This window comes from Methanobrevibacter gottschalkii DSM 11977, assembly GCF_003814835.1.
GTDB classification, from domain to species: domain Archaea; phylum Methanobacteriota; class Methanobacteria; order Methanobacteriales; family Methanobacteriaceae; genus Methanocatella; species Methanocatella gottschalkii.
The window spans coordinates 542,095-557,048 of the sequence record NZ_RKRG01000001.1 but is presented as its reverse complement, the minus strand read 5'-3'; the positions used below and the strand labels follow the sequence as shown (position 1 = coordinate 557,048).

Annotated in this window: 20 protein-coding genes and 2 pseudogenes; 9 read left to right on the top strand and 13 right to left on the bottom strand. The window is 27.7% G+C overall.

The window, feature by feature from the left end; genetic code table 11:
* Positions 1-2: 2 nt before the first annotated feature.
* The 4 genes from EDC42_RS02825 to EDC42_RS02810 form a co-directional block, all read right to left on the bottom strand.
* Positions 3-359 (bottom strand): DNA-binding protein, encoded by a 357-nt coding sequence (locus EDC42_RS02825; protein WP_069574236.1) that lies wholly within the window; start codon positions 357-359, stop codon positions 3-5.
* A 21-nt stretch (positions 360-380) separates the two neighbouring features.
* Complete coding sequence (locus tag EDC42_RS02820) at positions 381-818, bottom strand: 30S ribosomal protein S19e (protein WP_069574239.1); 438 nt, start codon at positions 816-818, stop codon at positions 381-383.
* A gap of 95 nt (positions 819-913) precedes the next feature.
* Positions 914-1,171: a YhbY family RNA-binding protein gene (locus EDC42_RS02815; RefSeq protein WP_069574245.1), complete on the bottom strand. Its 258-nt coding sequence runs from the start codon at positions 1,169-1,171 to the stop codon at positions 914-916.
* Complete coding sequence (locus EDC42_RS02810; protein ID WP_069574250.1) at positions 1,140-1,505, bottom strand: ribonuclease P protein component 4; 366 nt, start codon at positions 1,503-1,505, stop codon at positions 1,140-1,142. The genes EDC42_RS02815 and EDC42_RS02810 overlap by 32 nt, the downstream gene beginning before the upstream one ends.
* Before the next feature lie 391 nt (positions 1,506-1,896).
* Between EDC42_RS02810 and EDC42_RS02805 the strand changes: the two genes are divergently transcribed.
* Entirely contained in the window at positions 1,897-2,262 is a 366-nt protein-coding gene (locus EDC42_RS02805) for a cupin domain-containing protein (RefSeq protein ID WP_123833378.1), read from the top strand.
* Between the two features lie 797 nt (positions 2,263-3,059).
* Complete coding sequence (gene mtrH / locus EDC42_RS02800) at positions 3,060-4,001, top strand: tetrahydromethanopterin S-methyltransferase subunit H (RefSeq protein WP_069574270.1); 942 nt, start codon at positions 3,060-3,062, stop codon at positions 3,999-4,001.
* Between the two features lie 181 nt (positions 4,002-4,182).
* Here the strand turns inward: mtrH and EDC42_RS02795 are convergent, their stop codons facing one another.
* On the bottom strand, positions 4,183-5,403 hold the full coding sequence (locus tag EDC42_RS02795; protein WP_069574275.1) for an ATP-binding protein: 1,221 nt from the start codon (positions 5,401-5,403) through the stop codon (positions 4,183-4,185).
* 719 nt (positions 5,404-6,122) lie between these two features.
* Here EDC42_RS02795 and EDC42_RS02790 point away from each other — a divergent pair.
* Positions 6,123-6,416 (top strand): hypothetical protein, encoded by a 294-nt coding sequence (locus EDC42_RS02790; RefSeq protein WP_069574277.1) that lies wholly within the window; start codon positions 6,123-6,125, stop codon positions 6,414-6,416.
* Between the two features lie 194 nt (positions 6,417-6,610).
* Here the strand turns inward: EDC42_RS02790 and EDC42_RS02785 are convergent.
* The 5 genes and pseudogenes from EDC42_RS02785 to EDC42_RS02770 form a co-directional block, all read right to left on the bottom strand.
* Positions 6,611-6,781: pseudogene (locus EDC42_RS02785) on the bottom strand (HepT-like ribonuclease domain-containing protein); the annotation flags it as partial.
* A 10-nt stretch (positions 6,782-6,791) separates the two neighbouring features.
* A complete protein-coding gene (locus tag EDC42_RS09415; protein ID WP_158005576.1) occupies positions 6,792-6,968 on the bottom strand; it encodes a hypothetical protein in 177 nt (58 codons plus the stop codon).
* 29 nt (positions 6,969-6,997) lie between these two features.
* Complete coding sequence (locus tag EDC42_RS02780; protein ID WP_083234835.1) at positions 6,998-7,249, bottom strand: nucleotidyltransferase family protein; 252 nt, start codon at positions 7,247-7,249, stop codon at positions 6,998-7,000.
* A 261-nt stretch (positions 7,250-7,510) separates the two neighbouring features.
* Positions 7,511-7,780, bottom strand: a complete 270-nt coding sequence (locus EDC42_RS02775; protein ID WP_069574278.1) for a hypothetical protein — start codon at positions 7,778-7,780, stop codon at positions 7,511-7,513.
* Positions 7,752-8,057: a hypothetical protein gene (locus EDC42_RS02770; RefSeq protein ID WP_069574280.1), complete on the bottom strand. Its 306-nt coding sequence runs from the start codon at positions 8,055-8,057 to the stop codon at positions 7,752-7,754. Before EDC42_RS02770 ends, EDC42_RS02775 begins: the two co-directional genes overlap by 29 nt.
* 432 nt (positions 8,058-8,489) lie before the next feature.
* On the opposite strand from EDC42_RS02770, the gene EDC42_RS02765 reads away from it, so the two are divergent.
* On the top strand, positions 8,490-8,717 hold the full coding sequence (locus tag EDC42_RS02765; RefSeq protein WP_123833376.1) for a hypothetical protein: 228 nt from the start codon (positions 8,490-8,492) through the stop codon (positions 8,715-8,717).
* A 1,160-nt stretch (positions 8,718-9,877) separates the two neighbouring features.
* On the opposite strand, the gene EDC42_RS09410 is transcribed toward EDC42_RS02765, so the two are convergent.
* The gene (locus EDC42_RS09410; RefSeq protein WP_158005577.1) at positions 9,878-10,042 is read right to left on the bottom strand and encodes a hypothetical protein; all 165 of its coding nucleotides are present in this window, start codon (positions 10,040-10,042) and stop codon (positions 9,878-9,880) included.
* Positions 10,043-10,149: 107 nt separating this feature from the next.
* Between EDC42_RS09410 and EDC42_RS09405 the strand changes: the two genes are divergently transcribed.
* The 4 genes from EDC42_RS09405 to EDC42_RS02750 all read left to right on the top strand — a co-directional run bounded on the left by EDC42_RS09405 (position 10,150) and on the right by EDC42_RS02750 (position 12,148).
* The gene (locus tag EDC42_RS09405; RefSeq protein WP_158005578.1) at positions 10,150-10,323 is read left to right on the top strand and encodes a hypothetical protein; all 174 of its coding nucleotides are present in this window, start codon (positions 10,150-10,152) and stop codon (positions 10,321-10,323) included.
* A gap of 66 nt (positions 10,324-10,389) precedes the next feature.
* Positions 10,390-10,812 (top strand): very short patch repair endonuclease, encoded by a 423-nt coding sequence (locus tag EDC42_RS02760; RefSeq protein WP_069574284.1) that lies wholly within the window; start codon positions 10,390-10,392, stop codon positions 10,810-10,812.
* A 125-nt stretch (positions 10,813-10,937) separates the two neighbouring features.
* The gene (locus tag EDC42_RS02755; protein ID WP_069574288.1) at positions 10,938-11,582 is read left to right on the top strand and encodes a hypothetical protein; all 645 of its coding nucleotides are present in this window, start codon (positions 10,938-10,940) and stop codon (positions 11,580-11,582) included.
* Positions 11,567-12,148, top strand: a complete 582-nt coding sequence (locus EDC42_RS02750) for a hypothetical protein (protein ID WP_069574290.1) — start codon at positions 11,567-11,569, stop codon at positions 12,146-12,148. Before EDC42_RS02755 ends, EDC42_RS02750 begins: the two co-directional genes overlap by 16 nt.
* Before the next feature lie 122 nt (positions 12,149-12,270).
* On the opposite strand, the gene EDC42_RS02745 is transcribed toward EDC42_RS02750, so the two are convergent.
* Positions 12,271-12,897 carry a hypothetical protein gene (locus EDC42_RS02745; RefSeq protein ID WP_069574293.1) on the bottom strand — a complete coding sequence of 209 codons (627 nt, stop codon included), beginning with the start codon at positions 12,895-12,897 and terminating at the stop codon, positions 12,271-12,273.
* 198 nt (positions 12,898-13,095) lie between these two features.
* Here EDC42_RS02745 and EDC42_RS02740 point away from each other — a divergent pair.
* A pseudogene (locus EDC42_RS02740) lies at positions 13,096-14,158 on the top strand (transposase).
* A gap of 179 nt (positions 14,159-14,337) precedes the next feature.
* Here the strand turns inward: EDC42_RS02740 and EDC42_RS02735 are convergent.
* Positions 14,338-14,949, bottom strand: coding sequence for a pyridoxamine 5'-phosphate oxidase family protein (locus EDC42_RS02735; protein ID WP_069575638.1), 612 nt, complete (start codon positions 14,947-14,949; stop codon positions 14,338-14,340).
* Positions 14,950-14,954 lie beyond the last annotated feature (5 nt).

Here is a 14,954-nt window from a genome sequence, read left to right as displayed (position 1 = left end):
TATTATTTCCTTGTAATTTTAATCTCTCTTTTTTGACCAGCAATTTGTCTTAAAAGAACTTTAAGCTGTTCATCAGTCACTTTTCCTCTTAAACTTCCAGACTGAGCTGATTGAATCAATTGAAGTTCAATTTGATTAACAAGTTCAGGTTTAGTTAATTTAAGATTAGACAACCTATTACGAGCTTCAGAAGTCATAATTTGAGCAATAATTTGTTTTTTCTGAGATTCAAATTTTGCTTGTGCTTCTTGCTGTTGTGCTTGAGCCATAGCTTGTTGTTGTGCTTGATTCTGCATAGCAGCTTGTTGAGCTTGTAATTCAGCCATTCTTTTTTGACGAATTTCATCTAAATCGCTCATATCAAACTCTCCAAAATATAATTAGTATTTTTCAAGACCAGGAACATCTTTAATGATTTCAGCAGAAAGTTTATCCAAGAATGATCTTCCTGCTGGAGTAACAACTCTTCCACCTTCAACTTTTTCAACAAGTCCTGCATCTTCCAATTGATGTAATGAGGTTCTAACAATAGACCCACTACCTTTTCTAAATACTTCAGGACGTACACCACGGTCTTTTTTACCACCGTAGAAAGTTCTTAAACTCATAACACCCACAGGACCATCCATATACACTCTTCTGATAATGGAAGCAGTCCTTACATACCACCAATCTACGTTTTCTGGTTTTCTTTCCTTGTGAACACCAGTTTTAACAAAATTGGACCATGCAGGGGAATTGATCTTATCATTATTTTTAAATTCATCTGCGACTTTTTTAATTAATAAATCTGCAGGTACATCAAATACAGTAGTCATATTAATTCTCCAATATTTTATTAAATAATTGTAGCTTAATCCACTGTAAATTTAAGACCTAAAAAATAGGGCCCGTAACTCTAAATTTATAATGTTTAAGGCTTTTTTTTATAAATTACAGCGACATGTCCTCTAACATCAATAAGCTTAGCTCTTGTTTGAGAGACAATATCATCTATGAATTTATCTTTATCTCTAGCGATATTTTTTGCAAATTTAAGTTTGACAATTTCATTAGAATCGAGTTGGCGTTTAATTTCATCAATAACATTTTCATTAATGCCATTCTTACCAATATTAATTGTCATAGCGGAAAGAGCTCTATTCATCATTTCTTTTTTTGATTGACTCATATTTTGCTCTCCTTTTATTCTTTTTTTCCTTATGATATGGAATTTTCATTACATGATCACATTCACCACAAAAAATGTTAACTTCAGAGTTAACTAGCCGGACGGTGCAATTGCGACCAGGTGAGAGGAAACTTTTACAATTCCTACAATATCTTCTACCCCATTTTTCAGGAATTTTAGTATTGTATTTGGTAGACAATTTCAATGCCAGTTCGACATATCGATTGGATCGCTCAGGATGGTTGATGAACTCCATCTCAGCACGATTAAAAAGAATTTCCATTCTTTCCTTAGCTATTTCAATCATCCACTTTGGTCTTTTTCCTCTACTCAAAATATCCTCTCTTTTTAGGATATAATATTCATGATTGGATTAAAATGATTTGCGCAAATTAAAACAAGAACCATAGTTAAAATTTAACCTTAGGTTAATATGAATATTAAAAATAACTATGTTTATTAACATTAATAAAGGTTTGTATATAAAGCCCTTCGGCTCTTTCAAAAACTTGTGCGATAACTAATTTTTCGATTAATCTATTCATTTAAATTTTTCAAAATAACGGATTAATTAGCTTTAAATTATAAAAATAACTCCAAATATTAAGAAAATGTTTTAAATAAAAAACTTGCAGATATTTAAATCATACAAATTTTTGAAAGAGCCTAAACCTATTATATATTTATATTATTGGAGATAATAAATGTAAACAGAAGGTGTTATTATGGATGAAAGATCATATAACATTTCAGAGTTTGCAATTGAAGGTGAAGAAGCAGTAAAAACAGTATTTTACACAACAGATTCCACAAGCGGTTCTGTATGGTGTGTAAAACCAGGTCAAGAAGTAGCTTGCCACACCCACAACAATTCCGATGACATCTGGATTTGCATACAGGGGGAAGGAGTATTCTATCCGGAACTGGGTGATGAGATTCCAATTAAAAAAGGACAGGTTGCGGTAACTCCAAAAGGACTGTGCCATGGAGCTACAAACACAGGGAATGAAGATTTCATCTTTGTAAGTATTGTTGCACCTGTTCCAGCAGATTATAATCCATTATACTCTTTTTTATTTTTTATCAATTAATTGGCACTGTCTAAAATTGTTATTATGGTATGACATTTATATTTTCTATAGTCATTTATTACTGTTTATACGCAATTTAAGAACTATTAATATTTTATATTAAAATAGATTACATATCTGTTTTTTAATTCAATTAAACATATTTTTTATCAGCAATCCATTCATCCTGATTATTTGGGCTTTTTTTGATGAGTATTATGATGAATACAATTTAGGAAATTATATGCAGATTCATTCATCAAACAAAAAGAAAAAGACCTTCAAAATCCTTAAATCATCAAAAACACCACGAATGAGAAATCAGATTATTTAGTGTTAAATCTAAATAAAATCATCGAACATGCAGAAAAATTAATCCAATTAACTTTATAAACATCAAATATAAATTTTTGGATAATTTTTAAAACAGATGTCTTTTTTTGAATGATAATATGTATTTTTTTCAATTTATAATGATTAATTCTTATTATTTTATTTTTTTTCATTTTCAATACCAGAAATCAGAGAATTAGATATTTTTAAGTTTGTTTCATTTCAACTTTAATTAATATTCATTATAATTGAAAATGATTATTTTCCATTTATTTTATAAAAAATAGGATTAGATATGTTAATATTACAAAATACTTATTAAAAATCCATATATTTATATATTAGTTATTTTTATATATTTAATTGGTCTAAGATATGAAATAATTAATTATTTATGAATAGTTAATTTGTTATATGACATTATGTTTTTTTCAGATATGTAACACATATCCATAGATCGAAATAAACTAAAGAGGTTAATTAAAATGTTCAAATTTGATAAAGAACAACATGTGTTTGACTTTGCCGGTGTAAAAATGGGCGGTCAACCGGGAGAATATCCTACAGTTCTATGTGGTACAATCTTTTATGGCGGACACAACATAATCAACGATGAACTTACCGGTGATTTCGATCATGAAAGCGCTGAAAAATTATTGAATGATATGATTAGCATGTCCGATATAACTGGGAATCCATGTATTGCACAGGTATTCGGTCAAACTGAAGAAGCAATTGTGAAATATTTAGAATTTGTTGGTGATTTATGTGATATACCCTTCCTGATAGATTCCACTTCAGCAGATGCAAGAGTAGCGGGTGCTCAATATGCGGATGAAGTGGGATTAACTGAAAGAGCAATTTATAACTCCATCAATATGTCCGCAGACAAATCTGAAATGGATGCTCTAAAAGAAACAAATATCGATTCTTCAATAATCTTAGGATTCAACCCTATGAATTCCACAGTGCAAGGTAAGATTGCAATGTGGGAAAATGGTGATGATGGCGCTTATGAAAAAGGTTTGCTTGAAGTCGCTGAAGATTGCGGCATCACCAAATTCATGATGGATACAGCCGTTACCCCATTAGGTCAGGGTGCAGGTGTTGCAGGTAGAGCTTCTTTTGCAGAAAAAGCAAAATGGGGTTATCCTGTAGGTTCCGGTATCCACAATATTCCTTCAGCATGGGATTGGTTAAGAGATTATAAAAATGAGACCGGCAATAAAACTGCATTCACAGTATGCGATATTGGAGCCAACATTCTCCAGGTAATGAGCTGTGGTGATTTCGTATTATTCGGCCCAATAGACAATGCAACAATATGCTTCCCAGCTATTGCACAGACAGACATGTTCATTGCTGAAGCAGCAAAAGATTTAAGCACAGAACCAATTGAAACACACCCAATAAATAATTTATTATAAGATATGATTGAACTTTAGCAATTTGATCATTGAATTAAAATTATTTAGTTAAAAAAATTTCCTCAGTATTGAGGTAATTTAAACATTAATAACCTATATATAAGCACTAAATACAATTATTTAGTGCTTTTTAATAATATACCCCATTCATATATTCATCGTACAAAAGCTATAAAACCATTTAAATTTCATAATCCAATAAGAAATCAATGATATTTTCGTGAATAATCCCACCTTCAGATAAGTTAACTTCATCCATACTTAAAACATATGCTCTATATTTATCTGGAACATCAAATAAAGGAGAAAATTCTCTTTCAATTGTTTCTGGTGTTGATAAGAGATAAGCTACCTGAACATAAATCTTATTATCCTGTTTTTCACAAACAAAATCTATTTCTTTATTTTTAATTTTACCAATTTTTACAGAATAACCTCTCCGAATCAACTCATTATAAACAACATTTTCCAATATCCTACCTAACCAATCACTATTATTATCAACTAAAGCATGATGAAATCCCTGATCTGCCAAATAATATTTCTCTTCAGTTTTTAACAATTTTTTGCCTATAATATCCTGACGCATTACTTTTTTACAGAACAACGAATCTTCAAGATATTTTGTAAAATTTGATATTGTATTTCTAGAAGTTTTTTTATTTTCATTTTTCAAATAATTAGTTATACTTGTTTTTGAGAATGTTTGACCGGTTGAATTCATCAGATAATAAGAAAATCTCATGAATAAATCAATTTCATTAATCTTATATCGTGAAAGAACATCATTAATTACAATGGAGTCATAAATATCATGAAGTATATTAATCTTAGTTGATTCATCTTTAATCGGAAGCAACCCAGGCATTCCCCCAAATAACAAATATTCATTGAATAGTTCTTTCAGATTCATTTCATTTAATTTCAAACCATTAATTTCTTGCTTATACTGTAAAATTTCAGCAAAAGAGAACGGATACAAATTGATTTTAACATAACGACCTGAAAGAAGTGTGGCCAATTCGTTTGACAACAGTTTAGAGTTTGACCCTGTTATATAAATATCGCAGTCAAATGAAGCCTGATAGGAGTTGATTGATTTTTCCCAAAATTCCACCTGTTGAATTTCATCAAAAAGAAGATATATTTTACCTTCAAGACCTTCGACCAATTTTAAAATAAGCTCATCCAATTGATGCGCATTAAAAATATTTTTATATTGAACCAACTCAAAGGAAATATAAATAATATTTTCTTTTTTAACACCTTTATCCTGAAGTTCTCCAATAATGCTCTTTAGTAAAGAAGTTTTACCACATCTTCTCAATCCTACAATCACCTTAATAAAATCAGATCCAAAAAGATGACGAATTTGATTTAAATATAATTCCCGTTTAATCATGAAATTCACTTCAAAATATCATATGAAATAAAATATGTTTAAAATAATATTTAAATATGCTCCCTATAGAAATCATAATACTTGTAATTTAATAATAATGCAATCTATATAAAGCATACAAATAATAATTTAATAAGAATGCACAACATATAAATCAAATACTGGAAGGAGATGATAAAATTGTTAAATCAACCAAAAAACATTAATTTACCCAATCAAGTATTTTACTATATTTTTCTCATCGGCATACATTATTTCCTTATCCTACCCATCAAAGTCCATTTCAATGTTTACTGCATTTTTGCAATCTTGTCAAGGTTTTCAAACCCTGTTTTGATATCTGTGACCTGTTGTGGAAGGGCATCAATAAACAAGCCAATATCATCTTAATGAATGTTGTTATATTTAATTTGTCTTTGAATGAGAGCTATTGAATCTTTAACATATCGGTTGAATGATATTTTTTGAATCTTGAAAATGTTGCTCTGCTTACTTCAAACTCACGGTCTTCTGAAAGCTACTTCTGACAATTTCATCTGTATCTCCTATGTTTTTCATAACAAACATTCATTAAATTTAATAATAATGATTTTCCACATAAATTATAAAAATAATGAAGATAACATAGTATAAATAAACTTTTAATCTAGCAATAACGTTCTTGTGGAATATCAAACTTATCAACAAGACAATTATAAGAACAAATAGAAGATGATTTCATGATTAGCAGTGAAGAAAAAGAGAAAATCAAAGAAGAGATAGTGGAGAAAATAAACTCTGTTTTAGAGAAAAATAACGAATCTTTCAGATTGGACAAAATAAATGTTCTGAATAAAAATGAAACCGTTAAATTTATGGGAAATTACAGAGTTTACGACAGAAAAAAATACGACACTGTTTCTAGAGAAATTAATTCTTTCTTAAAGAAATACGGAGATGTTGAAATAAAATCTAAAAAAATCAGAGACAGTGGAATGAAATTTACAACAGTGAGCTTCAATTTTGAACTATAAACGTTTCGTTATATGTACTTTACGAAACATTTAAATTAGATTTTGCATATGAAAATTCTATTGTTAATGTCAATTTCAATGCCAATATAATAAATAACTTTAAATGACTTACTTTTAAAAAAGGAGTCTGTAAAATGCTATAAGCTTTTTTGATTTTTAGTTTTTTTACAGTAGGAATTTCGCTTTTATGAAATTCATCTACTTTGAATGTTTACACCATACAAAATATTTTTCAAATACTCCTTGATTTCTGGAACATCATCATGCATAATTTCCCAAATTATATCATCAACAATATTTTCATAATTATGAGCAGTAAAATTTCCCAAACCGATTAACTGACTCCATGCGATTCCATCATATTCTTCACGAAATTTATCTGAAAATTATTTGCAAATTCACAATCGGAATAATAACTAATGCACAAGCATCTTTATATAAACTATCTGACATGTAAATCTCTTTATCATCATCAAAACGATTCAAGTAATCGTCAATACGATTACAATATCCAATTATAGTTTCAGCCCATCGATTATCTTTCTCGTTCATATAAAAGAACCTCCTCATTACGTACCACTTCAAGAAATTTTTTTATTTGAACTTCCTTTACTGATAACATCAACATGACAGTTAAATTCCTTTTCCAAATCTTGGACTAAAGAAACATATTGTAATCCTTTTAAATCACATTTATCCATTACAAAATCCAAATCACTATTTTCATTAGCATCACCTCGAGCATAAGATCCAAAAAGGCTAAAAGTATTAATACCATACTTTATTACAATTGGAATAACTCTTTTTTTAATATCATCAATATTAAAAACCATGAAAAATCACACCTTGTAACGAATTCTTATTTTAACATGTAATCATCCTTAATAAATATTTTCAAACAGTTAATTTATGAAAAAACACAGAAAAATTTTTAAAAAAAGACAATAAACGCTGTTACCCATACCATCCAGTGAATGTAACTACACAGTCATCATGAATAGCTTCATTTGGATATGCAGTTATTTTTTTCGAGAAATTCCATAACCTCTTCTTAGTAAATCCAATTCTATCATTTCCAACAAGGAAATTAATTTTTAGATAAACTCAACACTTACGCCATAACCTTTATCTGCAAAATCTGATACTATCTCATTTATCAATACATTAACATTAGATATGTTGCAATCAAACCTGATATTTGCCGAAGCAACATATTCTATGCACTGGGATTCAGCACCCTGATGATATATTGAAGACCCAACCATAGCTGTTCCACAATCTCTTTTTTGGGTTACAACTTCCTTAAATATCAGTTCATGGATTCCCATTACATTTTCAACAGAAAACTCTGCACCGGGAAGCATCTCCACATATATACTCATTAGAAGTTAATTCCTTTTTAATCAAATCCTCCAATTGGGATAAATGAGCTTCAGATTCACAGTTCAATACAAACTGAAAACCTTTATCCAACTTTATCGCTTCGTTTATTTGTGTAATCTCTTGATTGTCTCCAGAAATTCCATAAACATTACCGTGCCCAATGCTTCTTTTTTCAGTTATTACACTTTTAATTTTATTTATACAATCAACAGGTGATAATTTATTGCAAATATTAGATTTTGGAGTATGTCTGGGCATTGTCTATAATTGTCATGATGGGGCATAGTTTATTTTATTATTTGCAAGTTAATATCATCATATATGTAATTTGGAGATTTATAAATTAATTAAATCAAAAATAGATTATTCTTAGTTTTTTTATATCCTCTTAAACATAATATTTGATTAATTTAAGTGAACTATTTTGTTGTGAAGTTTATTTTTGATGAAACATTCCTATATTTTAAATTTAACAAGTTTATCAATGATAGATATATTAACTAATCGGTTAAATATCAAGTTTATACTAAATTCAAGTATTTAAAAAAAGTAATATTAAAAATAAAAGCATATAAATAATGTAAAGGGCATATTTATTATATATGACCTCAATAAAACCCTTTACAAATAATAATATTGTTGATATCTTAAATAAGCCTTTGTATTTTTTTTGATTCAAATCAGCTGAATGTGTGTAATTTAATCAGTCCAGATGATTTGGACTTTTTTCAAGAGTATTATGGTGATTACTATACGGAAATTATTTATTATGAATATAACAGGCCATTATGTCCAAATTGCAGCAGTTCCATGAATAGTAATGGCTCCAGACCTGCTAAACCAAACAAATGGGAGAAAATACGTAAAAAAACAATACATCTGTCCAGGAATGTGGAAAAACACATTTCACCAGCTTAGAAAATTTCATAAAAAAAGATATTCCAATTATACACCGAGTAATTTGCGAAAAATCACTAGAATACGAGTCTATTGAATATTTATCTTACCAAAAAAAGGTCAGAATTTATAGAACTCGAAAAAATGGAATAAAATTAAACCGTCAAACAGTATTATTATCACGAATCAATATAATTCTGATTCATTCATCACAAAAAAAAAGAAGAAAACCTCCAACAACTCCTGAAAGAATGTAAAATAGAATCTAGCGGAATATACCATTTATGATGAAGAATATTTTACACGATAATGGCATAGAAATTGTTAGATTAACCATAAATAGGTGCTGTAACCAACTTAATTAATCAATGATCAAGTAATTAATCGAGAAGATTTCGACAAAGAATTCATTGAAATCTTCCTAAAATACTCCCTAGAAGGATTACCTAAAAAAAATACTAATAACAGATGGCCATCCAGCATATCCAGCAATAATCGAGAGAATATGTATCAAACACCAACTCTGCAAATATTCCACATCATCAAAAACCACAATGACAAAGCCTACAAAAAAAATAAACAAAAATACAAAGAAGAATACAAACACTAGAAACAAAAATAGAAGAAAATAAAGTCAAAATAATAGAATTAAAGAACTTCAGCAAAGGATTAAAAGGACGAGTATCAAAAAAAAGACAAAACAAGAAAAAAAGAAGAATAAAAAAGCGAAAAAAATTAGAACAAGAAAACAAAAGATACAAAAAAGAATTAAAACAAAAAAGAAAAGAATTAAAAGAACAAGAACAAATCAACGAAAAGAATATCCAATATTTATGACACAGACACACAAAAAGGAGTAATAAGAAGATTCAGAACAATATATCAACAATTAGACCCCATTTGACGACAATACACAAAAATTCTTAAAAAAATCTAAATAAAAAAAATTCGACAAAACAACAGAATACTATAAAAACACACAAATACCTCGAACAAACAATAAAATCGAAGGATACTTCAAAATAACACTACCAAGACACTTAAAAAGAAAATACAGAACAAAAGAAGGCCTAATACGATGGATTAGACTGCAAAAAATTAGATGGACAGAAAGAAATGTTTTATACAAAAAACCAAAAAACATCCAAAACCATTCCATCAATAAAAAAACAGACATTACATCATGACAATTTTAGACAATGCCTTGTATCAGCATATTTTTCATTAATGGGCTTTTCAGATGTAAATGTTATCACATCTTTTAAGTTTTTATTTAATTCATTGAATCTTTTGTTGTTAAGAGCTTCCATTAATAGTGTTTCATTTTCAAATCCATCTTGTCCCATATAATCACTCCATAATTATATTATAATTTTGACACAAGTTTAAAATAACAATTAATGTACATTATGTACATAAAATATTAAATGTACATTTAATCAAACTTCTAATCATGAGCGACATTGTCAAAGTTAGAGGAAGACATGGTACAAAAACATTAGATATAACAATTCCTGCAAAAATTAGTAAAGAATATGATATTCATGCAGGTGATGTTTTTAAAGTGGGCATTGTTAAAGAAAATGATTCTATTAAAATAATTTATGAATTAGTATATAAAGATTAAATGGTTCGTTAATTACCCTATTTTATTTTCAATTTTATAAACATGATTTTTAATTAGAGGTTATATATGGTCGATACATTTAGCAAAGAGACTCGCAGTTATGTTATGTCAAGAATAAAATGCAAAGATACTAAACCAGAAATTATTGTTCGTAGTTATTTGTTCTCAAGAGGCCTTCGCTTCAGGAAGAACGATGAAAGATATCCTGGGAGTCCGGACATTGTCTTGCCAAAATATAAAACTATTGTGTTCGTTCATGGATGTTTTTGGCATCTCCATGAGGGATGCAAGTATGCGAGAATTCCAAAATCAAATGTTGATTACTGGGAAAAGAAACTTTACAGAAACAGAGAACGTGACAAACATAATCAGAAAGAATTAGAGAAAATGGGATGGAATGTCATCACTGTGTGGGAATGTGAATTGAAAAAAGATAAGGTTGAACAAACACTTGAGGATTTATACGCTCAAATAACTTCCAAACTGTAAATTGCTAAAATTAATGGATATTTAAATATGTAGATTACAGGCCATACAGTTTTATTTTTTAAATTTGCAATCTCGATATTGATTCTAGTGAAAAGGTTATCATTGTATAGTGAAATAGTGATAATATGAATAAAATAGAATATACTACTAGAAAATTAAATTCATTAAAACAGACTTTAATTAAAAGTTTTGAAGCTATCAATAGTACTAGCAATGACCCAAAATATTACTATGAAACAATTTGGGATTTGATGAATCAAAAATCTAACATTAAAGAAATGTTTGTTAAAGCAACATTATCTAAGCAAATTTATTTAATAAATATTTCTAGTATTTTAAGAAAAATTCAAAATAATGATGAATCTGATATTTTAGATAATTTTCTAGTAGAATTAAATAAAATGTATTTAGAGTATAACGCTATGGATAAAGAACAAATTAACATTATAATTTACACTAATATTCCCATAAAACTTAAAAGTAATGATAATCTAATCGAGACATTAAAATATTTCAATTTAAAAATTTTTGAGTTTTCAAGTTATAATTTTGAAAATGAACTTGATTTGGATGATGAAATAAAATACAAATTTAATAGTTCTAAATTTTTGATGCTTAAATATGCTGCTGATGCCAGAGATTATGAATTTGTTAAATCTGAAGCTTTGAATGCAATTTATTCCTTTTTTGGATATATAACATATATTCATAGATTAATTATGATACTGAAAAGTGGCATATTAATGAAATTACATTGGATCATAAAATAACGGACTTACAAATCAATGCATTAATTGGAACTAACTCAAAATATGAAATTTTTGAGATAGACAGACAATATGATATTATGAGTACATCAATTAAAATGGATAAATCTAAAAAAATAAATTTTAATAATCATATGCCTCATGAATGTACTCTTTTAAAAAATGTAATTGAATTAAATAATAAGGAATTATATGATAAAATAAAAGATTATTTTTGTTTGTATTATATTTCTGCTTTGGAAAATACAATTGAAAATTCATTTAGAAAATTTTGGTCACTTAGTGAAAGAATTATAAAAGATATTCATGGCGGAATGAAAGATGAAAAATTAGTAAAATATATGGGAAAATTATTAAAAATGTGCCGATATCCGGATAAAATAATTCAAAGAGTTAAATTCATCAAAATTAAACGAAACAATCTGGTTCATGAAAATATTCATGGTGAAATAACTCAATCTGATCAAGCTATTGTCAAAATCATTGCTGAAAATTTAATATTGTTTTTAATTTGTTATTTTAATGAAGTAACAGATATTGGAGATTATAAGAGTTTTTATGATTTGTAAAATCATTAATCAGAGTAATTGATTTGTATTGCGAGTTATATATGATAGTAATAGTTTGATAAAGTATTATGGATTATGCATTTTATAAATCTTGTCAAAAAGTTAATATTTTGTCAGTCACTTTAAAGTAACTCAAATTTTTCATTAAGTTTATTTTCAAAATAGTATAAATCATCTTTAACTATGATATCAATATAATCTAAGCATTGATTTTTAATAGAGTTATCACCTAAATTTTCTTCATAAATCTTTAATATTATATCAGATATTCTAGTCGAAATTGATGCATCTATTTTTCGGATATCTATGCTATTTTTTTCAAAGTAATCGATGAATGGTTTTATAGCTTTTAAAATAAATTCATCTTCTTCTCCACCAGAAATTTCATAAAAACTATTTATTAAATGTAAATAGTAGTGATTATCTAAATCTTTAGAAATATATTTTAAAATTTCATCTTTAAAATAAGAACAGTTATTTCTAGTAATTTTATCCATTACCTTAGATAAATTACTTAAAATTTCTACATCGGTTTCATTTAAAAAACATGAAATAATTTGTTTTAAAAAGGAATAATCATTTATAGCATCAAATTCTACTGAAATTGCCTCTATAACTCCTCTTCTTTTAAAAATATTATTGGAACTTACACATTTTTCTATATAATTTATGGAATTATTTAATATGGCTTTTCTAGTTAATATTCTAGACCCTATTTGATTAATGATTCCATTTTCAGATTTTAACATTTTATTAATAATATATTTAGGGGGTCTGAATTTTTTTGATTAAAATTCGGCTTAATTTGTTCTATTTTTCGTATTTTTTTCATTTATTTCGTATGGTTTGTAAAAATACATTTTTGTTAGCGTTAATTTTAATAAAAAGGGTCTTAATATCGATAAATTTAAATATTATGTGTTACATAAGTTTATTTAGTGATAAAAATGAAACACAGATTAAATTTAGATATTAAAGACCCAAATTACATTTTGTTGAAAGAAATATTTAAAATTATGGATTCCCGAGAAACTTCTGAAATTTTAGCTTCATTTGGCTTTAAAAACTTGAATAAACAAGTATTTACTTTTAAAATTATATTTATCAGCATGTTCTTTGGTTTAGATATTCCATTCATCTTGAGTGAGCTTGAATCTAAAGAAAAACTTCGTAAATACTTTAATATTTCTGAAGTTTGGAGTGCTGATCAGGTTTACAAAACTTTTATCACTTCAGAACTCCGATAATCTCATTAAAGCATTAAATCGCATTTTAAATTCAAGAAATCGTGTTAAAAGAAGAGGAAAAAAGACTTTTATAGTGGATGCCACACCAGTGAACTTAGATTTTAATTTCTACAGAAATAAAAAGAAAAAAGAACATCTAGAAACTTTGAATTTAAAATGGAGTTATTCATCATCAAAAGGATTTTATATTGGATTTAAAGCAACTGTTGTCATTAATTACGATAGTATGAATCCCGTTTGTATTTTAATCCATTCTGGAGCCCCCAAATGATGCAAAACTTTTTGACAACGTTATGGAAAATCTCCAAAAAAGACGTATAATTCAAAAAGGAGACACAGTAATTTTTGACAAAGGTTATTACAGCTATAAAAACTATCAAATAGGAATTAGCAAATATAAAAATCGTTCCTTTCATTTTTCCAAGAGACAATTTCAAAAGAACCAAACTAGATAATCAATTATCCTACCCATTACATGTATTTAAGAAAACAAAGAAAATCCTGACCGAAAAAAGATTTTACAACAACTTAAAACACGAATTACTAAAAAAACTAGACAACTGGAAAAAATTCAAACCAATAAAGGGGTAAAATTGAAGATTTCTTCAAATTACTCAAACAAGGACTCAACATGAGGCAAATACACAAATACACACCTGAATCAGTTGAAAAAACAGTATATTTAAATGTATTTTTAGGAGCACTAATCATATCGCAAGGATTCTACTCTAAAACAGCCATACAACAATTATCTGAAAACTAAAAAATTCAGACCCCTAAATATTTTTATGAAATTTTGCCAGTATACTCCACAAAATATAATATACTTTTAGCCCCTACACATACAATATTGTATCCCAACTTATATAAAATTGACATAATGCTTTTTAAACATGATTTATTAAATAACAAACACTAAAACACCAATAAGAAATGAATCAATTATTCCCTTTTAACAATCGCATCATTCGGACAATTTTCATAACATAATCCACAATGCAAACAATGTTCCGGCGGAATTTCAAACTTATCGTCAACAAAAACTGGAATCTGCTGCGGACAACATGCCTGACAAGTACCGCAAGCAATACAATCACCAGTTATCTCAAATCCCTTAACTGTTATTTCAACATCACCGAATTTGAAGGATTGTCTGAAAATAGGCTTTTGTGTCAAATCAAAGAATTCCATTTCATAATCTTCAATGCAAAAAGGTTCTAAAATATATCTCGCATTTCCCGGATAAACATTATTCATAAATGGATTGTTTTCAAATATTAAATCAATCCAATATTTTTGATTGTCCAATTTATGAGCTTCACCACTAATTCTAATGGATTTATTGTCTTTTAAGCTTAAATAACTAACCTTTGGATGATTTATTATTTCTGAATAAACATGTTTTCCACGGCCAGTTAGAAAATATATTTTATCATCTTCAATATGCATTATATCAATAATTCTTGATTGAGGATTGCCATTATCATCAACAGTGGATAAAACCGCATCAATCACATCTCTTAATTGTTTAAAACATTCTTCTTTAGTAACCATATTAA